General features: G+C 72.4%; 25 protein-coding genes. 17 read left to right on the forward strand and 8 right to left on the reverse strand.

Annotation, left to right across the window (positions count from 1 at the left end; genetic code table 11):
- Positions 1–2: 2 nt before the first annotated feature.
- The 6 genes from DEJ12_RS17835 to DEJ12_RS09515 all read left to right on the forward strand — a co-directional run bounded on the left by DEJ12_RS17835 (position 3) and on the right by DEJ12_RS09515 (position 5,069).
- Complete coding sequence (locus DEJ12_RS17835) at positions 3–608, forward strand: hypothetical protein (RefSeq protein WP_146245581.1); 606 nt, start codon at positions 3–5, stop codon at positions 606–608.
- Positions 605–1,237 carry a hypothetical protein gene (locus tag DEJ12_RS09495; RefSeq protein ID WP_111029810.1) on the forward strand — a complete coding sequence of 211 codons (633 nt, stop codon included), beginning with the start codon at positions 605–607 and terminating at the stop codon, positions 1,235–1,237. Before DEJ12_RS17835 ends, DEJ12_RS09495 begins: the two co-directional genes overlap by 4 nt.
- On the forward strand, positions 1,237–2,280 hold the full coding sequence (locus DEJ12_RS09500) for a peptidoglycan-binding protein (RefSeq protein WP_111029811.1): 1,044 nt from the start codon (positions 1,237–1,239) through the stop codon (positions 2,278–2,280). Before DEJ12_RS09495 ends, DEJ12_RS09500 begins: the two co-directional genes overlap by 1 nt.
- Positions 2,271–2,873, forward strand: a complete 603-nt coding sequence (locus DEJ12_RS09505) for an ABC transporter ATP-binding protein (RefSeq protein WP_111029812.1) — start codon at positions 2,271–2,273, stop codon at positions 2,871–2,873. Before DEJ12_RS09500 ends, DEJ12_RS09505 begins: the two co-directional genes overlap by 10 nt.
- 11 nt (positions 2,874–2,884) lie before the next feature.
- Entirely contained in the window at positions 2,885–3,961 is a 1,077-nt protein-coding gene (locus DEJ12_RS09510; RefSeq protein WP_111029813.1) for a hypothetical protein, read from the forward strand.
- A gap of 223 nt (positions 3,962–4,184) precedes the next feature.
- Complete coding sequence (locus DEJ12_RS09515; RefSeq protein ID WP_111029814.1) at positions 4,185–5,069, forward strand: VOC family protein; 885 nt, start codon at positions 4,185–4,187, stop codon at positions 5,067–5,069.
- Positions 5,070–5,095: 26 nt separating this feature from the next.
- On the opposite strand, the gene DEJ12_RS09520 is transcribed toward DEJ12_RS09515, so the two are convergent.
- Complete coding sequence (locus tag DEJ12_RS09520) at positions 5,096–5,881, reverse strand: SDR family oxidoreductase (protein WP_111029815.1); 786 nt, start codon at positions 5,879–5,881, stop codon at positions 5,096–5,098.
- 127 nt (positions 5,882–6,008) lie between these two features.
- Here DEJ12_RS09520 and DEJ12_RS09525 point away from each other — a divergent pair, with 127 nt between their 5' ends.
- From DEJ12_RS09525 to DEJ12_RS09540, 4 genes are read left to right on the forward strand one after another with little or no spacing between them, the layout of a single operon-like run.
- On the forward strand, positions 6,009–6,584 hold the full coding sequence (locus tag DEJ12_RS09525; RefSeq protein ID WP_139196520.1) for a hypothetical protein: 576 nt from the start codon (positions 6,009–6,011) through the stop codon (positions 6,582–6,584).
- Positions 6,581–7,228, forward strand: a complete 648-nt coding sequence (gene lepB / locus DEJ12_RS09530; RefSeq protein WP_111029816.1) for a signal peptidase I — start codon at positions 6,581–6,583, stop codon at positions 7,226–7,228. Before DEJ12_RS09525 ends, lepB begins: the two co-directional genes overlap by 4 nt.
- Positions 7,225–8,043: a helix-turn-helix transcriptional regulator gene (locus tag DEJ12_RS09535; protein WP_181433130.1), complete on the forward strand. Its 819-nt coding sequence runs from the start codon at positions 7,225–7,227 to the stop codon at positions 8,041–8,043. Before lepB ends, DEJ12_RS09535 begins: the two co-directional genes overlap by 4 nt.
- Positions 8,044–8,081: 38 nt before the next feature.
- Positions 8,082–8,939, forward strand: a complete 858-nt coding sequence (locus DEJ12_RS09540; protein WP_111029818.1) for a helix-turn-helix domain-containing protein — start codon at positions 8,082–8,084, stop codon at positions 8,937–8,939.
- Positions 8,940–8,971: 32 nt separating this feature from the next.
- Here the strand turns inward: DEJ12_RS09540 and DEJ12_RS09545 are convergent, their stop codons facing one another.
- Positions 8,972–9,511 carry a hypothetical protein gene (locus DEJ12_RS09545; RefSeq protein ID WP_111029819.1) on the reverse strand — a complete coding sequence of 180 codons (540 nt, stop codon included), beginning with the start codon at positions 9,509–9,511 and terminating at the stop codon, positions 8,972–8,974.
- A 282-nt stretch (positions 9,512–9,793) separates the two neighbouring features.
- Between DEJ12_RS09545 and DEJ12_RS09550 the strand changes: the two genes are divergently transcribed.
- Both DEJ12_RS09550 and DEJ12_RS09555 read left to right on the forward strand, forming a co-directional pair.
- A complete protein-coding gene (locus DEJ12_RS09550) occupies positions 9,794–10,525 on the forward strand; it encodes an alpha/beta fold hydrolase (RefSeq protein WP_111029820.1) in 732 nt (243 codons plus the stop codon).
- Between the two features lie 81 nt (positions 10,526–10,606).
- The gene (locus DEJ12_RS09555) at positions 10,607–12,226 is read left to right on the forward strand and encodes an MFS transporter (protein ID WP_181433129.1); all 1,620 of its coding nucleotides are present in this window, start codon (positions 10,607–10,609) and stop codon (positions 12,224–12,226) included.
- 65 nt (positions 12,227–12,291) lie between these two features.
- On the opposite strand, the gene DEJ12_RS09560 is transcribed toward DEJ12_RS09555, so the two are convergent.
- On the reverse strand, positions 12,292–12,609 hold the full coding sequence (locus DEJ12_RS09560) for a hypothetical protein (RefSeq protein ID WP_111029822.1): 318 nt from the start codon (positions 12,607–12,609) through the stop codon (positions 12,292–12,294).
- Between the two features lie 88 nt (positions 12,610–12,697).
- Between DEJ12_RS09560 and DEJ12_RS09565 the strand changes: the two genes are divergently transcribed.
- On the forward strand, positions 12,698–13,930 hold the full coding sequence (locus DEJ12_RS09565; protein ID WP_111029823.1) for a PP2C family protein-serine/threonine phosphatase: 1,233 nt from the start codon (positions 12,698–12,700) through the stop codon (positions 13,928–13,930).
- A gap of 505 nt (positions 13,931–14,435) precedes the next feature.
- Here DEJ12_RS09565 and DEJ12_RS09570 read toward each other — a convergent pair.
- Together DEJ12_RS09570 and purD are read right to left on the reverse strand one after the other, a co-directional pair.
- A complete protein-coding gene (locus DEJ12_RS09570; RefSeq protein ID WP_071248348.1) occupies positions 14,436–15,305 on the reverse strand; it encodes a phosphoribosylaminoimidazolesuccinocarboxamide synthase in 870 nt (289 codons plus the stop codon).
- Entirely contained in the window at positions 15,302–16,570 is a 1,269-nt protein-coding gene (gene purD, locus DEJ12_RS09575) for a phosphoribosylamine--glycine ligase (RefSeq protein ID WP_110864321.1), read from the reverse strand. Before purD ends, DEJ12_RS09570 begins: the two co-directional genes overlap by 4 nt.
- A gap of 57 nt (positions 16,571–16,627) precedes the next feature.
- On the opposite strand from purD, the gene DEJ12_RS09580 reads away from it, so the two are divergent.
- The gene (locus DEJ12_RS09580) at positions 16,628–16,999 is read left to right on the forward strand and encodes a sterol carrier family protein (protein ID WP_071248502.1); all 372 of its coding nucleotides are present in this window, start codon (positions 16,628–16,630) and stop codon (positions 16,997–16,999) included.
- 341 nt (positions 17,000–17,340) lie between these two features.
- On the opposite strand, the gene DEJ12_RS09585 is transcribed toward DEJ12_RS09580, so the two are convergent.
- Positions 17,341–19,929: a LuxR C-terminal-related transcriptional regulator gene (locus DEJ12_RS09585; protein ID WP_146245580.1), complete on the reverse strand. Its 2,589-nt coding sequence runs from the start codon at positions 19,927–19,929 to the stop codon at positions 17,341–17,343.
- A 108-nt stretch (positions 19,930–20,037) separates the two neighbouring features.
- Here DEJ12_RS09585 and DEJ12_RS09590 point away from each other — a divergent pair, with 108 nt between their 5' ends.
- Entirely contained in the window at positions 20,038–20,439 is a 402-nt protein-coding gene (locus DEJ12_RS09590; RefSeq protein WP_110858851.1) for a hypothetical protein, read from the forward strand.
- 84 nt (positions 20,440–20,523) lie between these two features.
- On the opposite strand, the gene purF is transcribed toward DEJ12_RS09590, so the two are convergent.
- Positions 20,524–21,981, reverse strand: a complete 1,458-nt coding sequence (gene purF / locus DEJ12_RS09595) for an amidophosphoribosyltransferase (RefSeq protein ID WP_027465037.1) — start codon at positions 21,979–21,981, stop codon at positions 20,524–20,526.
- Positions 21,982–22,054: 73 nt separating this feature from the next.
- On the opposite strand from purF, the gene purM reads away from it, so the two are divergent.
- The gene (purM, locus tag DEJ12_RS09600) at positions 22,055–23,170 is read left to right on the forward strand and encodes a phosphoribosylformylglycinamidine cyclo-ligase (protein WP_110858852.1); all 1,116 of its coding nucleotides are present in this window, start codon (positions 22,055–22,057) and stop codon (positions 23,168–23,170) included.
- Positions 23,171–23,523: 353 nt separating this feature from the next.
- Here the strand turns inward: purM and DEJ12_RS09605 are convergent, their stop codons facing one another.
- Entirely contained in the window at positions 23,524–23,742 is a 219-nt protein-coding gene (locus DEJ12_RS09605; RefSeq protein ID WP_017886249.1) for a DUF3073 domain-containing protein, read from the reverse strand.
- 158 nt (positions 23,743–23,900) lie between these two features.
- On the opposite strand from DEJ12_RS09605, the gene DEJ12_RS09610 reads away from it, so the two are divergent.
- Positions 23,901–25,046 carry an NAD(P)-binding domain-containing protein gene (locus DEJ12_RS09610; protein WP_111029825.1) on the forward strand — a complete coding sequence of 382 codons (1,146 nt, stop codon included), beginning with the start codon at positions 23,901–23,903 and terminating at the stop codon, positions 25,044–25,046.
- The last annotated feature ends 62 nt before the right edge of the window (positions 25,047–25,108 follow it).

A 25,108-nucleotide genomic window follows, 5' to 3' on the forward strand; every position in this document is an offset into this window, starting at 1 on the left:
CGGTGATTCGGAGCAGGCTTCGGGGAGCAACGATCGCCGGGGCGATCGCCGCCACGGCACTCGCTGGCTGCGCCTCCGCAGATGCTGCCCCCCGGGTCGTCGATCCGTCAGGCTTCTCCGCGGCCGGGCCGTGGGCGGGTGAGTTCGCGGAATCGGCCTCCGACACCAGCCCGTACCAGCGGCAGATCCTCTCGGACGGAACGATCTCGGCGCGGGAGGTCGCAGATGCGCAGTCCCGCATGAGCGCATGCATGCGAGATCTCGGCTACGACTACACGACAGCGGAGGACGGCACGTCCGAAGCCTCGCTGCTCCCCGGGCGGAAGGCTGAAGACGCCACGGCCATGAACGATTCGAAGTCGAAGTGCGCGAAGGACTTCGACAGCGACGTGACCTACCTGTTCAACGAGGTCCGGCGGAACCCGGAGAAGCAGGACGAGGCAACGATCACCGTCGCGTGCCTCCGTGCTGCGAGACTCGTCGACGACACGTACACCGAACGTGACTGGCGTGATCAGAACGACGACGGGAACTTCTCCTTCTCGCCGTGGGACCCGGCAGCCGGACAGTGTCGGCTGGACCCCCTCGGCCTCTGGCGGCAGCAATGACCAGGGTCTTCGCCGCACCGTCCATCGTGACGGCGAAACTCGTTCTCCTGCTCGGTTCGGCGCTCGCGCTCTCTGGCTGCTCGGCGGGTGACGCGGACACGCCGAGGCCCTCCGAGCTGGCTCCTGCGTCGCTCGAGGCGGCGGGCCCCTGGGCGGATGCGTTCCGCGAGGCACTCGACGCGGACGTGTCGGACTCGGAGGCGAGGGTCTTGGCTGACGGTCGGGTCACGACTCAGGAACTCGAGGACGCTCACGCGAAGGTCGACAAGTGCCTCCGCGATTCCGAGCTCACGATCTCGTACTTCGCCGACGGCGGGTTCGAAGTGGGAAGCACGGTGGGCAAGTCGCCGAGCAACGACATCGGGAGGACCAACAAGATCCTTGAAGCGTGCGAGTCGAAGTTCGACCAGAGCATCACGTTCCTGTTCGAGGAGACGCGCAGGAACCCCGGCAAGCTGGACGATGCGAAGATCACCGTTCCGTGTCTGCGGAAGGCCGGCCTCATCGGAAGGGACTACACCGAGGAACAGTGGCGGAAGGACCAGGACGCCGACGCCTTCCCGTTCGACTCGATGGGCGAGCAGGCGAAGCAGTGCGCCCTTGATCCGCTCGCGCTCTGGCGGCAGTGATGCGCTTCCCGTCTGCCGCACTCCTGGCGCTCGGCGCGATGGTGGTCGCAGCGGCGACGGCCGCAGTCATCGTCGTCGCTGTGCCGGCCGAGGTCCCGGCCGCACTCCGGACGGCAGCCCCCGCGAGCACCGTCCGGGTGACCGAGCGCACCGATGCCGACGAACGACAGGTGCAGCTCGCACTCGACACCGGTGCCCCACGGGCGGTCGTGACGTCGCGGAGCGGCACGGTGACGACATCGACGTGCTCGACCGGGGCACCCGTGCGGAGCGGGGACGTCCTCGCGCGGGTAGACGGACAGCCGGTGCTCGCACTTGCCAGTGACGAGCCGCTGTGGCGCGACCTCGAGCTCGGCGACCGCGGGGCCGACGTCAGGGGGTTGCAGCGGGAACTCACGCGACTCGGTGCTGGATTGAGCATCGACGGCATCCTCGGTCGGGGCACACTCCGTGCTGCGCAGCAGTTCCTGGTCGACCGAGGCGTCGACCGCGACGACCTGCCCGACGACGTCGTACTGCGGGACCCGTTCGCATGGGTGCCAGCCGCCGAGAACGCCGTCCTGGCGTGCGTGGCTGTCGTCGGGGCAGCGGTCGGCGCCGATGGTGTCCTCGTCGAACTCCCGGCTGAACTCCGCGGTGCACGCATCGAGGCGCTCCCGGTCGATCCGGCGTCGGGGGAGCGCGTGCTGCGGATCGGGAACGCCAATGTCCCGATCGACACCGCAGGGGTGGTCTCCGCGTCGACGGACCTCGCTGCGATCACCGCCCTGCCGGAGTACGCGGCGACGGTCGCTTCGGCGGACGGCGCACCGACGGTGGCCGCGACGTGGACGCTCAGTCGCCCACGAACCGTCCAGGTGGTGCCACCGACGGCCCTCTGGGACCTCGAAGGTGACCGGGCGTGTGTGCAACCGACGACGGGGCGGCCGCTCCGGGTCGAGGTCCTCGGGTCGGAACTCGGGCAGTCGTTCGTCCGGGTGCCCGGCGGACGAACGCTCGACCGGATCCGTGCCGTGCCGGACCGGTCCAGCTCATGTCGGTGACGCTCGAGGGCGTCGGACACGTCTGGTCGAACGGCACCGTGCTGTTCGACCGCGTCGACCGCACCTTCGCCGAGGGGACCGTGACCGCGGTCGTCGGGCCGAGCGGTTCCGGCAAGTCCACGCTGCTCGCGATCCTCGCCGGGATGCTCCGTCCGACGCGCGGTGCCGCCGTCCGTCCGCCGGGCTGTCGGCCGCTCTGGGTCTTCCAGAACCCGTACGGGGTGGCCCGCCGCCACGTGCTCGACCACGTCGCGCTGCCGTTCGTCGCCCAGGGCGCGGATCGTCGGACCGCAGACGTCCGGGCGCTCGAGGTCCTCGAGCGCTTCGGGCTCGGTTCGCGGGCGCACGCGCGGTTCGCCGAACTGTCCGGTGGTGAGGCGCAACGCCTGATGCTCGCGCGCGCCATCGCCAGCGCGCCGGGACTGATGCTGGTCGACGAGCCGACGGCGCAACTCGACCGGGCGACCGCGATCGAGGTGAACCGTGGGATCGGTGCGCTCGCCGCGTCGGGGACGGTCGTCGTCGTCGCCACGCACGACGACGCGACCCGTGACGCCTGCGACGGAGTGCTCGATCTCGGGCGGTACCGATGAGCCTTCGCCGGATGCAGGTGACCGAGGTCTGGCGTGAGGCGTGGCGCGACATCGCTTCCGGAGCCTCGTGGGCAGCGACGTCCGCTGTCGTCCTCGCGGTGCTGCTCAGCGGTGTCGTGGGCCTGCGCGCAGCCGCGGTCGCCGATGACGTCCGAGCGGCTGCGGCGTTCGTCGCGAGCGGTGCGGCGACGACCGTCCAGCGGGCCGAGGGCCGGATCGACGGCCGCGTGTGCGATGCGCTCGTGGACACCGAAGGGGTCATCGCGTCCGGTGCGTTCCGGCGCCTCGACGCCGGGGTCGTCCCCGCCGCGCTGCCGGGCTCGGCGATCCCGACCTACGAGGTGACTGCCGGGGTGCGTGGTCTGCTCGGCGGCTCCGATGCCGACGGCACCGCGGGAGTGATCGTCTCGCCCACGGTGCACGAGACCCTGGGTCTTGCTGCCGGCGATCGCCTCGTCACGGCGGGCGGTGCGGGCACCGGAGTCGCCGGCGTGTACGACTACCCCGACGACGGCCGGGACCCCGACCTGGAGTACTCGGTCCTCGCGCCGACGGTGGACGACGGGTCGCCGTTCGATGCCTGCTGGGCGACGGTGTGGCCGCAGCGCGACGACACGGTCTCGATGCTCCGGCGCACCGTCCTGCCGGCGAGCGGGGCCGAGGGTGAAGACCGACCGACCGCCGGGCAGCTCAACCCGACGCTGGGCGCGGTCTTCACCCCCGCGGCGCGGCAGCCAGCGCTCGTCCCGTTCGGTGCAGCGGCCCTCGCGGGGCTGACGATCGGCGGGGCAGCGGTCGCACGGCGTCGGCTCGCCCTGGCCTCCGATCGGCACGTCGGGGTACCGCGGAGTGCGCAGGTCCTCGGCGTCGTCCTGCAGCACCTGGTCTGGGCATCGGTCGGGGCGGTGGTCGCGACGAGCGTCGCGGTGGTGTCGGTGCGTGGCCTCGACGTCGACGACGCGCTGCCGATCGTGCGCGAGGCAATCGCGATCGCGTCCCTCGGGCTCGTGGGCGCGCTGCTCGGTGGGGCGCTCGCCGCGGCCGCGATCCGCGAGCGCGCGCTGCACCGCTACTTCCGCTCCCGCTGACCGCGGCCGGCGGGGCGGACGCGCGCCGGGCCTCCCGTCGCCTGCGCGCCCCGTCCGCTGTGCGCCCCCGTGCGCCAAAGCGACAGATCGCCGCGAACCGTTCGCAGCGATCTGTCGCGTTGGCGGGTGCCTCGCGCCGGGATTGCGTGGATCTGTCGCTTTGGCGCAGGCGACCGACGCCTATTTGGTTGATGCGTCAACTAAATAGGCGCACACTGGTGCCATGCACACGCAGGACCTCCTCGCCGCCGACACCGGGATGGGTGCCGTCACCCTCCGCGTCGCGAACCTCGACCGGATGATCAGCTACTACCGCGACGGCGTCCAGCTCTCGCTGCTCTCGAACGAGGGCGGCGTCGCCGTCCTCGGGCGACCGGGCGCCGGTGGCCTGGCGGTGCCGATCGTGATCCTCGAGCACGCGCCGTCCATGCAGTACGCCGGCCCGCACGACGCCGGCCTGTTCCACACTGCGATCCTGTTCGACACGAGGGCCGACCTGGCCGCCGTGCTGTACTCGGTCGCAACGAAGTTCCCGCAGACCTTCACCGGCAGCGCCGACCACCTGGTGAGCAACGCGTTCTACTTCACCGATCCCGAGGGCAACGGTGTCGAGCTGTACTGGGACCGCGACCGCACCGAGTGGTCGTGGACGCACGGCATGGTCGACATGGACACGAAGTACGTCGACCCGAACGCGTTCCTGCAGTCCCACCTGACGCAGGACGCCCTGGACACCGCCGCGGCACGCCCGGGCAAGGTCGGCCACGTGCACCTGTCCGTCGGCGACGTCGACGCCGCGCGCTCCTTCTACGTGGACACCCTCGGCTTCGAGACCACCGCCGGCTTCGGCGAGGCTCTGTTCGTCAGCGCCGGCGGCTACCACCACCACATGGCGATGAACACCTGGAACTCACGTGGGGCCGGGCGCCGCCAGCTCGGGCTCGGGCTCGGACTCGTGCGGATCGAGGTGCCCGGGTCGGACGACCTCGGTGCCCTCGTCGCACGCATGCACGACACCGGGGTGCAGACCGCGGACGACGGCCGGACGGTCGCGTTCGAGGACCCGTGGGCGAACCGCATCGAGGTGACCGCGCCCGGTCGCGGCTGACGAGCGGGTCGCGAGGGGCCGACAGGTCAGGCGCTGTTCGAGATCCCGCCGTCCGACTTCAGCAGCTGTCCGTTCACCCACGCGCCCTGCTCCGAGCAGAGGAACCCGACGAGCGCGGCGGTGTCCGACGGGCGTCCGAGCCGGCCGAGCGGGGTGCCCTCGACGGCCCAGCCCTTGACCTCGTCGGACATCCAGCCGGTGTCGTTCGGGCCCGGGTTCACCACGTTGGCGCTGACACCGAGGCTGCCAAGCTCCTTCGCGGCGCCGAACACGATCCGGTCGAGCGCGCCCTTCGACGCCCCGTACGGCAGGTTGTACGCGATGTGGTCGCTCGTCAGGGCGACGATCCGGCGTCGGTCGCGCGGTGCGGCGTCCCCGGCGAGCTCGAGCCCGGCCGCGTAGGCCTGCACGAGCAGGAACGGTGCGCGGGCGTTCACGGCGAAGTGGCGGTCCCACGACTCGACGGTCGTGGTGCGGAAGTCGGAGTCGACGGACTCGCAGTGCGACATGACGAGGGTGGTGACCGGGGCGCCGGCTTCCGCCTCGGCGCGGCTGACGAGCGCGGCCGCCTGCTCCGGGTCCTCCAGGTCGACCGGGAGGCGCGTCACCCGTGCTCCCGCCGCCTCGCACTCCTGCACCACCGACTCGACCCCGTCCGGGTCCGCCCCGCCGCTCACGCGGTCGTCGTAGGGGCCCCACCACGAGATGGCGAGGTCCCAGCCGTCGGTCGCCAGCCGGGTGGCGAGCGCTGCGCCGATGCCGGCTCTGCGGCCCACCCCGGTCACCAGGGCGAGTGGTCGTGCGGACGTCATCCGTGCCTCCTGTCCGGCGCTCCGTCGCACCGATCGGCACCCAGTCTGCCGGAACCGGCCACCCGTGTGACCATCGCACCCGGTGTCCTGTCGGCGGACGGCCGACCGCGGGGGCCAAGATGGACGGATGCCACGCACACGACGGCCCTCCCGACCGGGGCGCGGACCCCGCGGCGGTCGCCCGGACCCCCGCGACCTGCCGCTCGAGCACGTCCGCGACCGGATGTCGTCGTACATCTACGGCAACATCACGGTGCTCGCCGTCGCGATCGCGGTGAACCCGGAGCAGATCCACCACGGCGCCGCGGTGGCGACCGTCCTGGCGACCGCGGTGCTGACGTACCTGGCGCACGTGCTCGCGCACCTGGTCGCGCACGGGCTCGGCGACGACGGCGAGGAGTCCGCTGCGGACCGCGCTGCGCGCCGCGACTCGGTCGCGACGATCGTCCGGAACGCCAACCCGATCGCGACCTCCGGGCTGATCCCGGCGGTGCTCTACGCGGCTGCCTGGATCGGGTGGCTGCCGGCCGAGTGGGCGCAGATCGCCGCGACCGTGATCCTGGTGGTGCGCATCGGGCTGGTGGGCGTGTTCATGCAGCGGTTCAGCGGGAAGCAGCCCACGTTCCTCGGGCTGTGGGGCGGGATCGTGCTGGCCGCGGTGGCGTTCGTGATCGGTGTCGTCAAGGTGGTGTTGACGCATTGAGTGACACGCACGCCCACGCCGAACCTCACTCCGAACCCGCCCCCGACAGCGAGCCGAAACGCGGCGGTCTGCGGTTCCTGCGCGACCTCGTCATCATCGTCGTCGTGGCGCTGTTGGCGTCCTTCCTGGTGAAGGCGTACCTGGTCCGTTCCTTCTACATCCCCTCGGCCTCGATGCAGAACACGCTGCTCGTCGGGGACCGGGTGCTCGTCAACGAGCTCGTGCCCGGGGTCGTCCCGCTGCAGCGCGGTGACGTCGTGGTGTTCCAGGACCCGGGCGGTTGGCTCGGCATGGGCCAGGGCGACGACCTGATCAAGCGGGTCATCGGCCTGCCGGGTGACACGGTGTCGTGCTGCGACGCCCGGGGTCGCCTGTCGGTGAACGGGCACGCGGTGGACGAGCCCTACGTCGTGCTCGAACGCGGGTCGGACCGTGTCGCCGGGAAGGACTTCGAGATCACCGTGCCGAAGGGGCGCATCTGGGTGATGGGCGACAACCGGTACGACTCCGCCGACTCGCGCGTGCACGGCACCGTGCCGGTCGACGACGTCGTGGGGCGCGCCTTCGTGACCACGTGGCCCGTCTCGCGGTGGTCGGTGCTGTCCCGGTACGGCGACGAGTGGGACCGGGTCCCGACGCCGTGACCGCGGACGACGAGGGCTTCGGCTACGAGACCGGCGGGGACGACGATCTGTCGATCCACCGGATCGCGACACCGGGCAAGCGGTCGGGGACGATCGGTCCGCGCCCCGACCACGTCGTGTTCTGGCTCGCCGACGGCCGGGCCAGCCTGACCGCCGACGACGGCGAGCACTGGGAGGTCGGCGCCGAGCGGCCGATGATGCTCTCGGCGTCCGTCGCGTACGGGTTCGAGACCGACGCGACCGCCACGACGCTGCTGCACCTGTCGCCGTCGCTGCTCGGCGACACGGGGGAGTCCTCGGTGTTCGGGCAGCCGGACGCGGCCGATCCCGCACTCGAGCCGCTGCGGGCACTGCTGCGCGAGGCCTCCGGGCGCATCCTCGACCCCGGCCTGCCCGCCGACGACCGTGCGGCCCTGAACCGGCGGATCGCGACCGTCGTCCTGTCGACCTTCGCCCGATCGCGAGCGGACGTCGCGGACCGGATGCGGCGGGCGATCGGCTTCGTGCACGACCACGCCGACCGGACGCTGACGGTGGCGGACGTCGCAGCGGCCTGCGACCTGAGCGAGCGCGGGCTGCAGGACCTGTTCCGCCGTCGTCTCGGCGTCACCCCCATGCAGTACCTGCGTGAGGTCCGGCTCGACCGGGTGCACCTGGAGCTGGGGCGGCCGGGTTCCCGCGCGCTGCTCGTCAGCGAGATCGCGCGGCGGTGGCGGTTCACCCACCTCGGGCGGTTCGCGGCCTACTACCGGGAGCGGTTCGGGGAGCAGCCGCACGAGACCATCGCGCGGAGCGGCACACCCGGAGAACGGTAGTTCTCGCGTTCTTTGCGGATTCCGGCTATCCTGCTCGCGTGGATGCGCGACGGTCCGAACTGGGGCAGTACCTCCGCGCCCGTCGGGCACTCGTCCAGCCCGAGGACGTCGGCCTCACTCGCGAGCCTGGACGACGAGTGGACGGCCTGCGCCGTGAAGAGGTCGCGCGGCTCGCGGGCATCAGCCCCGAGTACTACCTGCGGCTCGAACGCGGCCGCGATCACCAGCCGTCCGACCAGGTGCTCGTGGCGCTCGGCCGGGCCCTGCGGCTCGACCACGAGGCGGTCGACTACCTGCGCCGCCTCGCACACGCCGAACGCCGCCGCCCCGAGGGGGTCGTGCCGCCGGGGCTCGACGACTCGGTCCGGTCGCTCCTGGCGCAGTGGTCGCACACCCCGGCGTTCGTGATGGACCGCAACCAGGACATCATCCTGTCCAACGCCCTGGCGAGCGCCCTCGGCCCCGGCTACATGGAGCCGGGCGCGAACCTCGTCCTGCAGATTTTCTCCGAGGCGTCCCGGCAGCACGCGGCCGAATGGGACCGCACCGCGCACCGGGTCGTCGCCGCACTCCGGTTGCATGCCGAACCCGAGGACCCCCGGCTGCAGGAGATCGTCGGCACGCTGACCCTGCAGGACCCGGACTTCGCCCGCATCTGGGCCCGGCACGACGTCGCCGTGCAGCGCACCGGGGTCTCGCGGCACTGGATCGACCCGATCGGGTGGGTCGAGTTCCGCTGGCAGAACCTCGCGATCCCGGGCAGCTCGCACGTGCTCGTGACCTTCTGGGCCGACCCCGGCACCCCCGCGGCCGCGGCCGTCGCGTACCTCGCCGCGCAGGTGCAGCAGGGCACCGCGCGCCGGCAGCCGGTCGCGGGCGAGACTGCGGTGGGGTAGCGAGGCGCTCGCAGCGGTCGCCGCGCTCCCGATCAGGCGGTCGTCGCGCCCTCGTCGAGCAGCCCGCGGAGCGTCGTGAGCCGAGCGGCGGACTCGTCGTCCGCCGCCGTCCACACCACGAGCACGTGCTCGGGGTCCTCCAGCCGACGCAGTTGCTCCCACCGCAGGTCGATCCGGCCCACGAGCGGGTTCTCGAACGCCGACTCCCCGCGGCGAGTCGGCCGGACCGCTCCGCCGGCCCACTCGGTCGCGAACGTCGTGCTCCGGGCCATCAGCTCGCCCAGGAGCTCCTGGAACCGGTCGTCGGCGTCGTGCTCGTCCAGCGAGTCCCGGAGCATCGCGGCGGTGCGGTGCGCCTCGGCCTCCCAGCCGTCCACCGAGTCCTCGACCCAGGGGTTCAGGAAGGTGAACCGCGCCAGGTTCGTGCCGACGGTGAGGGACGCGGACAGGGCACCGGCGAGCCGGTTCGCCGCCACGACGTCCAGGTGGCGGTCGAAGACCACGACCGGCTCGGCGAGCGCGTCCACGAAGTCCTGGGCCGACGTCGTCGTCGTGCCGTCCTCGTGTTCCATGCGATCACGCTAACCGGCCGGGCCGTGGAGCAGGGGGGAGAAGGGGGCCCCGGCGGGGACCCCGTCGCCGTGCCTCCGCCCCGCAGGGGGACCCCGGCACGGTGTGTCCGACCGTCGGAGGGCACCGTGCGCCGCACCCGGGGCCGCCGGCACGGGCTGTCGTCGGGGGTGACGGGCAACGACAGGGACACGACGACGCAGCACCCCCAGCCCTAGCGTGACGACGCCGGGACCCCCGGTCCCCGCACCACCCCAGACGTTCGTCACGAAGGAGACCCGCACATGGCTGCAGCCACCATCGTCCTCGTCCACGGCGCGTTCGCCGACTCCGCCAGCTGGGCACCCGTCACCCGCGAGCTGCTCGACCGCGGCCACACCGTCCTCGTCCCGCCGGTCTACAACCGGAGCCTCGCCGAGGACGCGGCCTCGATCCGCGCCGTCGCCGAGCACGTCGACGGGCCGGTCGTCCTCGCCGGTCACTCGTACGGCGGGGCCGTGATCACCGTCGCCGGCGAGGCCGAGAACGTCGTCGGACTCGTCTACGTCTCCGGCTACGTGCTCGAGGTCGGCGAGAGCCTCGGGCAGCTGCAGGGCGGGTTCCCCGACTCGGACCTCGCCGCGAACCTGGTGTACACGCCGTACCCGGTCGCCGGCGCCGAGGACGGCACCGACGTCTCCGTCGCGATCGACGCGTTCCCGCAGGTCTTCGCCGCCGGGGTCGACCCGCGCGTCGCCGAGGTGCTCGCCGTCTCGCAGCGCCCGCTCTCCGGCGCGGCCTTCGGCGAGCCGGCGTCCGCCGCCGCGTGGAAGACCACCCCCGCGTGGGCGATCGTCTCGTCCGACGACCACACCATCAACCCCGAGGTGGAGCGCTTCGGCTACTCCCGCGCCGGCATCACCGACGTGACCGAGCTCGCCGCCCCGCACCTCGTCATGCAGACCCACCCGAAGGACGTCGCCGACGTCATCGAGCGCGCCGTCGCCGCGACCAGCGCGACCGACGCCGCCGCCTGACCCGACCATCCCTGGAGGCGCGGCGTGCGCCCGGCGCACACCGCGCCTCCAGGATGTCCCCGTCCCACCCCAGGAGGCGACGTGACCACGGAACGCACCACCCCAGCACCCCGCGGCGGCGCCCTGGCGCCGCTCGCGATCCCGGTCTTCCGCGCCCTGTGGATCGCGGTGCTGGTGAGCAACATCGGCAGCTGGATGCAGACCGTCGGCGCGCAGTGGCTGCTCGTCGACGAGCACGCCGCACCCGTCGTCGTCGCCCTCGTGCAGACCGCGTCGAGCCTGCCGGTGCTGCTCGTCGGGATCCCCGCCGGGGTGATCGGCGAGTTCGTCGACCGACGGAAGCTGCTCATCGGGGTGCAGGCGTTCCAGGTGGTCGTCGGCGTCGTGATGACCGTGCTCACCGCGACCGGCGACATGACCCCGGCGCTCCTGCTCACCGTCACGTTCCTGCTCGGTACCGCATCAGCGCTCCAGCTGCCCGCGTACCAGGCGCTCGTGCCCGAGATCGTGCCGCGCGCCGCGATCACCGACGCCGCGGCGCTCAGCTCCGTCGGCGTCAACGTCGCCCGGGCGATCGGACCGGCGCTCGCCGGGGTGGTGATCGCGCAGCTCGGCGTGCCGTTCGTGTTCGCCGCCAACGCGCTGTCGTTCGCGCTCTTCCTGGTGGTGCTCGTCGCCTGGCGCGGCTACCAGCGCCCCGAGACGCGGGCCGAACCGTTCATCGACGCCACCCGCGCCGGGCTGCGGTACGTCCTGCACGCGGCGGTCGTCCGCCGGCTGCTCGTGCAGCTCGCCGTCTTCATGGTGCCCGCGAACGCGCTGTGGGCCCTCCTGCCGCTCGTCGCCGACGGCTCGCTCGGCCTGTCCTCCGGCGGGTACGGACTGCTGCTCGCCGCTGTCGGCATCGGGTCCGTCGGCGGGGCGTTCCTGATGCCGGCGGTCCGTGCGCGGCTCGGCATCGGCCGCACGGTCGGCATCGCCTCGGTGGTGTTCGGTGTCTGCACCACGGTCGTCGCGCTCGTCCCCGTGCTGGCGGTCGTCCTCGTCGCGCTGCTGGTCGGCGGGGTGGCCTGGATCGCCGTGGTGACGACGCTGAACGGCACCGTGCAGGCGTTCCTGCCCGCCTGGGTGCGGACCCGCGGGCTCGCCGCCTACCAGCTCGTGCTGTTCGGCTGCACCGCGATCGGTGCGGCGCTCGCCGGCGCGGTCGCCACGCCGCTCGGGGTGACGGGCGTGCTCGCCGGGGCCGGAGTCCTCACCGCGCTCAGCGCCGCAGTGCTGCTCGTGTCCGGGTTCCCGGTGCTCACCGACCGGCAGCGCGCCGTGACGCCGATGCCGTTCGGGGACGAGGTGTTCGTGGCGGACGACCACGGCGCGGCGACGGGGGAGACCCTCGTGCTGCTGCACTGGACGGTCCCTGCGGGTGCGGTCGACGAGTTCCGGGCGCGCGCCGAACGGCTCGGGCGGAGTCGTCGGCGGACCGGTGCCCGTGACTGGAACCTCTACCGCGACGCCGCGACCGGGTCGGACGCCTGGGTCGAGGCGTTCCGGGTGGGGTCGTGGCAGGAGCACGTCGACCAGCACGAGGTCCGGCAGACCGGGGACGACGCGCGGACCCTGCAGGCGGTGCGCGAGGTCGCGGGCGAGCCGCGGGTCGAGCACCTGGTCGCGGAGGGGGTCGGCAGCCCGTCGTCGGGGTGAGGAGGGGTCAGCGGCCCGTCGGGGCGACGGGCTGGGTCAGCAGTCCGTCGTGGTGGCGGGCGGCGTCAGCAGCCCGTTGTGGTCAGGGTGACCGTCGCGACCGTGCCGTCGGACACCTTGGTCGTCTGCGGGCAGAGGTCGCCGGCGCGGACCGTGACCTGGCCGAGGGGAACGCCCGCGAAGTCGGCCGTACCGCCCGGGAACACCCGCTGGTGCTCGGAGAGCTTGCCGGTCGAGGCGAACACCTTGACCTCGTAGGGGTGGTCGGCGGCGTTCGGCGACACCGTGACCGACACCTGGCCGGTGGAGTCGTGGGCGCCACAGCCGGCGAGGGCCAGGAGCGCGGCCACGCCGAGGACGGTTGCGGGGACGACTCGGAGCACGACGACCAGGGTACGCCGCCGCGCCCGAGGACCTGCGCCCTCCGGACTGGGGCCAGGCCCTGTCCGTTCCGCGCGTTACCGTGGGAGCATGCAGCCGGAAACCGCGATGTCCGTGCCCGCGACGACCGGGGCCCATGCCGTTCGGCGAGCGGCCCTGATCGCGGCACTCGACGTGGTCGACGGTGGCGTCGAGGAACGGTTCGAACGGATCACCCGCATCGCGCGCGAGGCCCTCGGGGTCTCCGGCTCCTTCCTCAACCTGGCCGGCGAGACCACCCTGACCATCAAGTCGCAGCAGAGCGACGCAGCCTTCGGCCCGGTCATCCCGCTGCAGGACACCTTCTGCGGCCGGACCCTGGGCGAGCAGGGGCCCGTGGTCGTCCCGGATGCCCGCGAGGACGCCCGGTACGCGGACCTGCCGATGGTGCTCGGCGACCCGAACGTCCGGTTCTACGCCGGTGTCGGGCTCCGTGCCGGCGACGACGACCTGAAGATCGGCACCCTCTGCCTGATCGACCCCGAGCCGCGCACCCTCGACGCCGACGAGCTCGAACTGCTGCAGGAACTCGGCGTCTGGGCGGAGCGCGAACTGCTCGCCGGAGCCGACGAGGACCGCCTGCGCACCGTGCTCAACGGCCTGCAGCCGACCGAGGTGCAGGTGCCCGGGTACCGGATCACGGGGATGTCGATCCCGCACGGGCTCGTCTCCGGTGACTTCCACGACTGGCACCGCTCCGGCGAGGACTCGATCCACCTGACCGTGTCCGACGTCATGGGCAAGGGGATGTCCGCCGGGCTCCTCGCCGCGAACATCCGCGGAGGCCTGCTCGCCCGCGGCGACCAGGACCCGGGCACCGCCGTCGCCGAACTCGAGGCGCAGGTCGCCCCCGAGCTCAGCCGTGCCGAGTCCTTCGCGACGATGTTCCACGGCCGGCTGACCCCGTCGACCGGGCGACTCGACTTCGCCGACGCCGGCCACGGGCTCGTGCTCCAGCTCCGTGACGACGGTGCCGAGCGGATCCTGCGGTCGTCGGACCTGCCGATCGGGCTGCACCCCGCCGGGATGCCCCGCGCCGCCGGGTCGCTCGTGCTCCGGCCGGGTGACGTGCTCATCGTCGTGACGGACGGCGCGCTCGAGCTCTGGGACTCCACGCTCGCGGCGCTGTCGGAGCTCGGATCGCTGTACCGGGAGTCCCCGGATGTCGAGACGTTCCTGCAGCGGGTGCGCGCGCGTGTCGCCGAGCACGACCCGGGCGACGACCTGACCGTCGTCGTGGTGGCGCGCGAGGCCGTCGGCGCTCTCGAGGCGCTCGAGGCCTGAGCGGTCGAGAACTGTCGGCTGGTCGTCGGCCGGTCACGCGGCGGGTCGTCGCCGGCCGAGTGGTCGCGACGTGTCGTGCGTGGGCCGCCGAGTGGTCGCGAACTGTCGGCTGGCGGGGCGTTGGCAGACGGTTCGTGACCGTTCGCCGGACCTGAGCGGGGTGTCGTGACCGTTCGGCCGGCGACGGGCGTCACGCGGCGAGGGGTCGCGACGCGTCGTGCGTGGGCCGCCGAGTGGTCACGAACTGTCGGTTGGCGGGGCGTTGGCCGACGGTTCGTGACCGTTCGCCGGACCTGAGCGGGGTGTCGTGACCGTTCGGCCGGCGACGGGCGTCACGCGGCGAGGGGTCGCGACGTGTCGTGCGTGGGCCGCCGAGTGGTCACGAACCGTCGGTTGGCGGGGGCTCGGGCGACGGTTCGTGACCGTTCGCCGGACGTGAGCGGGGTGTCGTGACCGGCCGGGCCACGCCACACCACGCGACACCCCGCGCCGGCCTGGCGCGGCGTCAGGCGCCGAGGCGCTCGATCAGCTCGGCGTAGCGCGCAGCCGTGCGCTCGACGATCTCGTCCGGGAGCACCGGCGGCGTGCCCTGGCGGTCCCAGTGCGCGCTGAGCCAGTCCCGCACGATCTGTTTGTCGAACGAGTCGGTGCGGTCGGCGGAGCGGGCGTCCCAGTAGCGGCTGGAGTCGCTCGTCAGGACCTCGTCGGCGATGCGGATCCGGCCGGTGGCGTCCTGCCCGAACTCGAACTTCGTGTCCGCGATGACGACGTCCCGCTCGAGGGCGATGGCCGCGGCCTCGGTGTAGACGTGCAGCGAGAGCTCGCGCAGGGTGGCCGCGGTCTCGGCACCGACCAGGTCGACGGTCTGCTCGTACGAGATGTTCTCGTCGTGCTCGCCCTGGGCCGCCTTGTACGCCGGCGTGTAGATCGGTTCCGGCAGGCGGTCACCGTTGGACAGCCCCGCGGGGAGCGCGACGCCGCACACGCTGCCGGTCTCCTGGTACTCGGCCCAGCCGCTGCCGACCAGGTACCCGCGCACGACGCACTCGACGGGGAACATCGTGAGCGGCATGACGTGCATCGACCGTGCCTCGACCTCGGCGGGCACCGGGGTGCCACCGGAGGACGGGCCGATGATGTGGTTCGGGACGTCGCTCAGCTGGGTGAACCAGAACCGCGACAGGCGGGTCAGCAGTTCGCCCTTGCCCGGGATCGGCGGCTCGAGCGCGAAGTCGTACGCGCTGACCCGGTCCGAGGCGACGAGCAGCAGCTCGGACGCACTCGCCAGGTCGGCGGTGCCCTCGGGCACGTAGAGCTCGCGGACCTTGCCGGACGAGACGTGGCGCCAGCCGGCGATCGGCGCAGGGGCGGTCACTTCGCGACCTTCGCGGCGATGTCGGTGCGGAACTGCGCGCCCTCGAGCGTGATGTCGCCGAGCCCGGCGTAGGCGCGCTCGCGGGCCTGGGCGAAGTCCGACCCGGTCGCGACGACGCTGAGCACCCGGCCGCCCGTGGCGACGAGCGTGTCGTCGAGGACGCCGGTTGCGGCGTGCGCGACCGAGACGCCGTCGCGGGCGTTCGCGTCGTCGATGCCGGTGATCGGTCGACCGGTCTGCGGGTTCTCCGGGTAGCCCTCGCTCGCCAGGACGACGGTGACGGCGACCTCGTCGCGGAACACGGGTGCGGGGACGGCACCGAGCTGCCCGGTGGCGGCGGCCAGCAGGAGTTCGCTGAGCGGCGTGGCCAGGCGGGGGAGCACGACCTGCGTCTCCGGGTCACCGAAGCGCGCGTTGAACTCGATCACGCGGACACCCTGCTCGGTGACGATGAGGCCGCAGTACAGGAGCCCGACGAACGGCGTGCCCTCGTGCTCGAGGCGGCGGACGGTCGGCAGCGCGACGAGCTCGGTGACCTCGTCGACGAAGGCCTGCTCGGACGGCCAGCGGTCGGCGAGCCACGGCAGCGGCGAGTACGCGCCCATGCCGCCCGTGTTCGGTCCGAGGTCGCCGTCGGCCAGGCGCTTGTAGTCCTGCGCGGGGCTGAGCGCGCGGACGTCGTGCCCGTCGCTCAGGAAGAACAACGAGACCTCTTCGCCGTCGAGGAACTCCTCGACCACGACGTGCCCGTGCTGGAGCCAGTAGGTGGCGTGGTCGATCGCGGCCTGGCGGTCGTCGGTCACGAGCACGCCCTTGCCAGCGGCGAGCCCGTCGGCCTTGACCACGTACGGGGCGCCGAGCTCGTCGATCGCGGCGACGGCTTCGTCCGCTGTGCCGGCGTAGACCGGGCGCCCGGTGGGCACACCGGCCTCGCCCATGATCCGCTTGGCGAACGCCTTCGAGCCCTCGAGCTGTGCGGCGGCCTTGCCCGGCCCGAACACGGGGATGCCGCGGGTGCGCACCGGGTCGGCCACGCCGGCGATGAGCGGGGCCTCGGGGCCCACGACGACGAGCTCGACGTCGTTCTCGATCGCGTACTCCGCGACGAGCGCACCGTTGGTGGGGTCGAGGGAGACGGTCTCGACGTCGGCGGCGATGCCGGCGTTGCCGGGCGCTGCCGTGATGACGTGACCGGCATGCTCCGCGAGGAGGGCCGTGATGATCGCGTGCTCGCGGGCACCGGAACCGAGGACGAGGATTCGCACCCGATCACCCTACCCAGCCCGACTCGCCGCCCGCGATGCGAGGGCTAGCCTGTGGAGATGCCACCCAGGAGGATCGAGGATGCCGACGGGCGCGCGGCACTGGCCGCGGTGCGTCGTGGGGAGACGGCCCGACCGGCCGTCGCGACCGCGGTTCGGTGGACGTTGCAGTGCCTGGCGGACGAGGTCCCGGGCAACAGCGTCGAGGTTCGGGTGCCGCCCTTCGCCGCCGTCCAGGCCGTGCCCGGACCCCGGCACACCCGTGGCACGCCGCCGAACGTGGTCGAGACCGACGCCACCACGTGGCTCGCCCTCGCGTCCGGCGAGCTGACCTGGGCCGAGGCGGTCGCGCAGTCGCGCGTCAGCGCCTCGGGCTCGCGCGCCGACCTGACGGCGTTCCTGCCGGTCCGGCTGCCCGCCCCCGGCGCCTGACCCTGCGAGCCGCCGGCACCGATCCGCCGGCACTGATCCGCCAGCACCGAGCCGCCGCGGCGAAAGCGCCTGCGGAGAACTCCCACGCGAATTAGGTAGTGCCTACCGATGCGCCCGCATCGACCGGGTTCCTAAGCTTGAAGTCGCCGGGATTCGGACCCGACCCGAACGGGTCCGAACCCGGCGACAGGCACCAAGGTACGCGATGTTCCACACAACGTGTCAATCGTGGCGGCGCGTCGTGCTGCAATCCGCAACGTTCTTGCGTGCGCGACAGCCGACGCGGAACGCGGAGGCGGCCGTGCCGAGTGCGGAACCGGCCGTGCCGAGTACCGAGCAGCTCAGAGCAGCTCGCTGAGCTCCGACCGCGCGTGCAGGTCCCACTTCGCGAAGACACGCGACAGGTGCGCGTCGATCGTCCGCGTCGAGAGCCCGAGGGACTCCGCGATCCGCCGGTTGCTCAGCCCCTGCGCGGCGAGTTCGGCGACCTCGTACTCGCGCTTCGTCAGCGGCGGTTTCGAGTGTCCCGCGGTCACGGAGATGCCATGTGCCGCGAGCAGTCCCTGCGCCGCGATCACCCGCGTCCGGTCGCCGGCGCGGACGGCGTCGGCGTACTCGATCACCGCGGCCGCGAGTGGTCCGTCGACGCGGGTGGCGGCCTCGCGCATCCGCTCGAGCGAGCCGGTCGAGTCGCGCCCCTGCGCCATGCCGACCGCGTGGTGCAGGGCGTACCCGTACATCACGTGCGTCCACGAGCCGTTCGCCGTGCTGCGCTCGATGATCTCGTCGGCGTGCTGCAGTCCGGCCGGGTTGCCGAGCACGGCCTCGGTCCAGGCGATCGACACGGCGACCTGCTCGCCGGTGATGCGCATCGCCCGCTGCGGGGTGGTCCGGGCTCGTTCGAGCGCGCTGGCGGCTGCTTCCGGGCGTCCGCCGTACGCGAGCGCCAGGGCCAGCCGCGCCCAGGGGTAGGCCGCGAACCCGCCGTGGTCGGCGATGTCGTACCGCTCGCACGCCGCCGAGAACGCGGCGACGGCGTCGTCCCAGCGGCGCTGCGCGATCGCGAGGTTGCCCTGGCCGATGAGCTCGAGCGTGAAGTCGTACTTCAGGTAGGGGCTGGACCGACCTGCGGGCACCTCGATGATCAGGTCGTCCAGGTCGCCGCGCCACATCTGCACCTGGTGCAGGACGGAGGAGTTCTCGCCGACGCTCCAGGGCGCTGCCTCGACGTGCGCCACGGCGGTGGCCAGGGCACGGTGGCCGAGCGCGGACGCGTCGTCCAGCCGGCCGGCGGTCGCCAAGGCCATCACGGCACAGGGGGCGACGGCGAGGAACGACATCGGCATCGTCGGGGCGTCCACGATGCCGCTGCGCTCGATCTCGGCCCGGACCTCGGCGAAGTCCCCGCCCCAGCCCTGGTGCGCCATCCGCAGCAGCCGCAGTCGCTCGACGGCCTCGTCGGACACGACCAGGCGCGTGGCGGCATCGGTCAGGGCGACCGCCGCCGTGACGTCGTCGTCGTGGAACTGGCGGATGTTCGCCAGGGTCTCGCACGCTTCGATGACGGCCTCGTCGGTGACGTCGCCGACGTGCCGCTTCGCCACGCCCCAGGCGGCTTCGGCGTCGGCGCGGCCGGCTTCACGGCCGTCCGAGTACGAGTACGCCAACGAGCGGAGGCAGTGTGCCGCGACCTGTTCGGTGGGGGTGAGCGTCGTGCGGAGCGCTGCCGAGGCCAGGGCGATCCCGCTCTCGTGCTCCTGCAGTCGCACGGCGACCTGCGCCGCGTCGAGCAGCTGGTCGACCGACGGCAGCACCCCGCACTCGAGCGACCACAGTGCGGCACGCAGCCGTGCGGCGGGCGGTGCGCCCTCGGGCCGGTCGGTGCGGAAGGCGTTGGCGCGCGCGAAGAGTGCCGTGCGCCGGGCCACCGGCACCAGGGTGCGGATGACCTCGCCGACGAGCGGGTGCGACGGCCGGACGACCGCGGCGCCGTCGTCGAGCGAGTCGATGCGGACCAGGCCGAGCGCGACGACCCGGTCGACGTCCCCGCCGGTCACCAGGCCGAGCAGGCGAGCGAGCGGGATCGGGTCGGCGAGGGCGACGATGTCGACGACGTCGCGCAGGTCCTCCGGCAGCGACCCGAGCTCGGTGCGGTACATGTCGGCCAGGCTGTCCGACGCGGTCACCCGCCCGCGCCAGTACCACCCGGTCGCGGTGTGGTCGAGGGCGCCGGAGACCCGCGCCGCACGGACCACCTCGCGCAGGTACAGCGGGTTGCCGGCGGTGGCGCGGTGGACGCGCTCGGCCGAGGCGTTCTCGAGCGGCGAGCCCAGTGCCTCGGCCACGAGCGCCGCGGTCTCGTGCAGCGCCAGGGGCTGCAGGTCGATGCGCTCGAGCAGGTCGTCCTGCCACAGCGCGCGGAGCGGCTCGGGGAGCGCCGTGAAGTCGCGGCAGGTCAGGACGAGCCGGGCGCCCTGTCGGCGGACCAGCCAGGCGACGTACCGCGCGGAGATCGCGTCGAGGTGGTCGGCGTCGTCGACGCGGAGCAGGACGTCGCGGTCGACGAGGTCCTCGATCGCACGGAAGCGCTGCTCGGCGCCGGTGTCGTCGGACAGCTCCGAGATGGACGCCGGCAGCTCGCCGAAGCGCTCGGCGACGGCGCCGAAGGGCATCGACCGGCTCGCGGCGACCGCCGTGATCGGCACGACGACGGTGCGGCCGGTGCCGTCGCGACCGGCGACGCGGTCGGTGACCCGCGCCGCGGCGGTGCTCTTGCCGATGCCGGGGGCACCGACGAGCGCGACGCTCCACCGGTGCTCGGCGACGACGGCGACGGCGCGGTCCTCTTCCGCGCGCTGCGCGACGGGCCAGGCCACGCGGGCGGGGGCGGCCGGTCGGCGTCGGCGGGCGGGTGCGGTTCGTTCACGCATCCGACACACCTCCTCCGCTTGGGATACCGACCAGTAGCGTCCATCCTCTCCCGGATCGGTCGCCGCGCACAGGCCGCGGGACGTCCCACAGTGGGGGACAATGGACGGGTGAGCAACACCGATCAACCCGACGAGCAGCCGCTCCCCACGCCGGCACCGGCTCCCAGCGCGGTCGCCAGCCCCGACGAGGTCACCATCCGCCGTGCACCGAAGTTCGGCGTGTTCATCGTCGGCGGTGCCGTGCTCGGGTTCCTCGCGACCCTCGTCGTGGTCGCCCTCACCATGAACCTCGGTGGCCAGCGGGACCAGACCAGCTTCGGCAGCCTGGTCGGCTACTTCAGCCTGTGGGGCGTCACGATCGGCGCCTTCGTCGGTGCGGTCGTCGCCGTCGTGTTCGACCGGGTCTACGCCCGGCGGTCGGCCCGCCTGACGGCGGAGCGCGTCGAGGTCGAACTGCCGCCCGAGACGGTCGACGGTGAGCTCGACGACCACGGTGACCAGCGGCCGTAGCCGCTCCCGATCAACGGACTGGACGCCCGGTGCCAGCTGGCACCGGGCCTCCAGTCCGTCGTCTGGTCGCGTCTCGGACGCGACCTAGCTGAGCTGGTTCGCCTCGACCCAGGACAGGTACTCCGGGCTCACGGTGCCCGTGACGTACTCGCCCGTGAAGCAGCTCATCTCGAGGTCGGTCACGTCCGAGCCCTCGATGATGGCGTCGCGCATGTCCCCGACCTCCTGGTAGATCAGGTGGTCGCTGCCGAGCACGCGGTTGATCTCCGGGATCTTCCGGTCGTGCGCGATGAGCTCCGCGCGCGTCGGCATGTTGATGCCGTAGACGTGCGGGAACCGGACAGGAGGAGCGGCGCTCGTGAACGTGACCTCGTTCGCGCCGGCGGCCCGGGCCATCTCGACGATCTCGCGGCTCGTGGTGCCGCGGACGATCGAGTCGTCGACGATCAGGATGTTCTTGCCCTTGAACTCGGACGACATCGCGTTGAGCTTCTGGCGCACCGAACGCTTGCGCTCCGCCTGCCCCGGCATGATGAAGGTGCGGCCGACGTAGCGGTTCTTGTAGAAGCCCTCGCGGTACTCGATGCCGAGCTTCCGGGCGACCTGCATGGCCGCCGGACGGCTCGAGTCCGGGATCGGCATGACCACGTCGATGTCACCGGTCGGCGCGTACTGCTCGATGGTGTCGGCGAGACGGTTGCCGAGGCGCAGACGCGCGTCGTAGACCGAGATGCCGTTCATCACCGAGTCGGGACGTGCCAGGTAGACGTACTCGAACGAGCACGGCACCAGACGCGGGTTCTTCGCGCACTGGCGGGCGTGCATCTGGCCGTTCATCTCGATGAAGACGGCCTCGCCCGGGGCGATGTCGCGGACGATCTCGTAGCCGCCGGACTCGAGCACGAGCGACTCGCTCGCGACGACCCACTCCGGCTGCCCGGCCTCGTCGAACTTGTGGCCGAGGATCAGCGGGCGGATGCCGAACGGGTCGCGGAAGGCCAGCAGTCCGTGCCCGGCGATGGTCGCGATCGTGGCGTAGGAGCCCTCGACCCGCTCGTGCACGCGCTCGACCGCATCGAAGACCTGACCCGGGTCGAGATTCGCGCCGCGGACCTGGCCCTGCAGCTCGTGCGCCAGCACGTTCACCAGGAGCTCGGTGTCGCTCGTCGTGTTCAGGTGACGACGGTCGATGTCGAACAGTTCACGCGTGAGTTCCCGCGTGTTGGTGAGGTTGCCGTTGTGGACGAGGACGATGCCGTACGGCGCGTTCACGTAGAACGGCTGGGCTTCTTCTTCGTTCGTCGCGGCGCCCTTGGTGGCGTAGCGGACGTGTCCGAGCCCCATGGTGCCGAGGAGGGCACGCATGTCGCGCGTGCGGAACGCCTCGCGCACGTGCCCGCGGGTCTTGTGCATGTGGTGCACGTGACCCTCGACCGTGGCGATGCCCGTCGAGTCCTGCCCGCGGTGCTGCAGGAGGAGCAGTGCGTCGTAGATGGATTGGTTGGCGGGGCCCTGCGCAACAAGGCCGACGATGCCGCACATTCGCGGGTGTGCTCCAGACCGTAGAATCGGGGGGTACCGAACAAGTCTGCCATGTCACCGCGAAGGACTCCGCATGCCCAACCCGTACGCCGAAGCCGGAGTGGACACCGCTGCCGGTGACCTGGCCGTCGAACTGATGAAGTCCGCGGTCGCGGCCACCCACAACGCCTCGGTCCTCGGGGGCGTCGGTGGGTTCGCCGGGCTCTACGACGTCTCGTTCCTGAAGGACTTCTCACACCCGTTGCTCGCGACCTCGACCGACGGCGTCGGCACCAAGGTCGCCATCGCGCAGGCGATCGACAAGCACGACACCATCGGGCAGGACCTGGTCGGCATGGTCGTCGACGACATCGTCGTGGTCGGCGCGAAGCCGCTGTTCATGACCGACTACATCGCGTGCGGCCGCGTGGTGCCTGGCCGGATCGCCGACATCGTCGCCGGCATCGCCCGCGGCTGCTCGGAGACCGGCACCGCCCTGGTCGGTGGCGAGACCGCCGAGCACCCGGGACTGCTCGGCCCGGACGACTACGACGTGGCCGGTGCGGCGACGGGTGTCGTCGAGGCCGACGCACAGCTCGGCGCGCACCTGGTGCAGGACGGCGACGTGGTCCTGGCGATCGAGTCGTCGGGCCTGCACTCCAACGGGTACTCACTGGTGCGGCACATCCTGGCGTCGCGCGGTGTCGGCTTCACGGACCAGCTGCCCGAGCTGAGCGGCGTCGGGTTCGGCGGCGCGGTCTCCGTCGGCGAAGCCCTGCTCGAGCCGACCCGCCTGTACACCGCACCGCTCCTGGCGCTGCTCGAGCAGCACCCGGGCGCGGTGCACTCGCTCTCGCACGTGACCGGTGGTGGCATCGCCGCGAACCTGGCGCGCGTGCTGCCCGTCGGTTCCTGGGTCGAGGTCGACCGTTCCACCTGGCAGCCGCTCCCGGTGTTCCGGGTCCTGGCCGACATGGCCGGCACCCCGATCGAGGACACCGAGGGCACCTGGAACCTGGGCATCGGCATGTTCGCCGTCGTCTCGGCCGGGGCTGCTGCCGAGGTCATCGCCTCGCTCGGTGCCGCCGGCATGCCCACGTGGCCCGTCGGCACGATCGCCACGTCCGCGCGGGACCTGACCGGGTTCGAGCAGGGCGCCAAGGGTGTCGACGGCGGCGCGGTCCGGCTCGTCGGGAGCTACGCGGGCTGACCCGCCGGGTGGCGTGCTGCCGCCGCGCCGTTCTGCCTGCGGCGAGTGGTCACGAACCGTCGCTCGGCAGGCCCGCAGCCGACGATTCTTGACCCCTCGGCGGCGTGCACGCGGTGAGTCGTGACCACTCGAGCCCGGGGCTTGGGCGCGCTATCGGCTCGCCGTGGAGCCTGCGGCGAGTGGTCACGAACCGTCGCCTGGCGGGCCTGCAACCGACGGGTTGTGGCCGCTCGGCGGCGTGCACGCGGTGAGTCGTGACCACTCCAGGCCGGGATCCGAGCGCGCCGACGGGTGTCCGGGCACGCGGAAACGCCGCGCTGCCCGAAGGCTGCGCGGCGTGACTGCGAGAGAGGTCAGGCGGACTTGTTCTGGTCTGCCTGGGTCTCGAACTCGTCTTCGTCTTCCGCCGGTTCCGGACCGTACTGGTCCGCCCAACGGTCGACGTAGTTCTCGTCGGAGTGTTGTCCGGCGGAGAGCTCCTGCTCGAGCGCACCGTAGTTCGTCTGCGGGCTGAAGTACTTCAGCTCACGGGCGACCTTGGTGTGCTTCGCCTTCTGACGGCCGCGCCCCATGCGTGACCCCCTCGTTCGGCTCTGGTCCGGTCCTGGCGAATGACGGAAGATCACTCGGGGAACCAGACGGTTCGTGGTTTGAAATCTGCCGATCACTCTACCATGTACCTCGATCTGGACGTCGCGCGACGGCTGGCCCGCACAGCAGAATCGAAGTGATGACGGAACCCCTCGAGCCCCCGGTCGACCAGCACGCCCGCGTGGTGGTGATCGGTGCGGGGCAGGCGGGGCTCTCCGTGGGATACCACCTGCGTCGCCTCGGGCTCGTCCCCGGCAGCGACCTGGTGATCCTCGACCGCGCGCCGAGCACCGGTGGGGCGTGGCAGTTCCGGTGGGAGGCGCTGCGGCTCGGGGCGGCGCACCGGGTGCACGACCTGCCCGGCATGCGCGCGATGGGCCTGGAGTTCGACGATGCCGACCGGTCACGACCCGCGCGGGACGTCGTCGGCGAGTACTACCGGCGGTTCGAGCAGCACTACGACCTGCGGGTGCGGCGCCCGGTCACGGTGACGTCCGTCTCACGCATCGGCGGCGACGGCGGCGTGGCGGACGACGCTCCGGCGGACGGTGGCCTGTGCGTCACGACCCGGAGCGCCGACGGCACCGTCACGCGCATCCGTGCCGAGGTCGTGGTGAACGCATCCGGCACGTGGGGCACCCCGTTCGTGCCGTGGTACCCGGGGCGCGACGTGTTCCGTGGACGCCAGGTCGACACGACCGAGTACCGCAGCGCCTCCGAGTTCGCCCGCCAGGACGTCGTGGTGGTGGGCGGTGGGACGAGCGCGATCGGGTTCCTGCTCGAACTCGACGGCGTCGCCCGTTCGACCCGGTGGTTCACCCGGCGCCCGATGGTCTGGGCCGGGACGGCGTCGCTCGACGTCGAGTCCGCGGTGGCCGCCGTCGACGAACAGGACCGTGCCGCCCGCGCCGGCGAGGTCCTGCCGAGCATCGTCAGCGGCACCGGGGTCCCGGTGTCGCGACGGATCCGCGCCGGCATCGACCGCGGTGTGCTGCGCGACGAGCCGATGTTCACCCGGATGGACGAGACCGGGGTGGTGCGGGCAGACGGCACCCACGTGCACGCCGACGCGGTGATCTGGGCGACGGGGTTCCGGGCCGACCTGCGGCACCTCGCGCCGCTGCACCTGCGGACCACGGCGGGCGGGGTGGTGGTCGAGGACGGCCGGTCGGCCGAGGAGCCGCGCTTGTTCCTGGCCGGCTACGGTCCCCAGGCATCGACCATCGGTGCGAACCGGGCCGGCCGACGCATCGCCCGCCAGGTCATGGACGCGCTGGCGGGCTGAACGGCACTGCAGCCCCTCGCACCGTGCGAGGGGCAGCGTGAACGGTGCGAGGTTCCGTTCCC

Origin of the sequence: Curtobacterium sp. MCLR17_059, assembly GCF_003234665.1 — a bacterium.
Lineage (GTDB): Bacteria > Actinomycetota > Actinomycetes > Actinomycetales > Microbacteriaceae > Curtobacterium > Curtobacterium flaccumfaciens.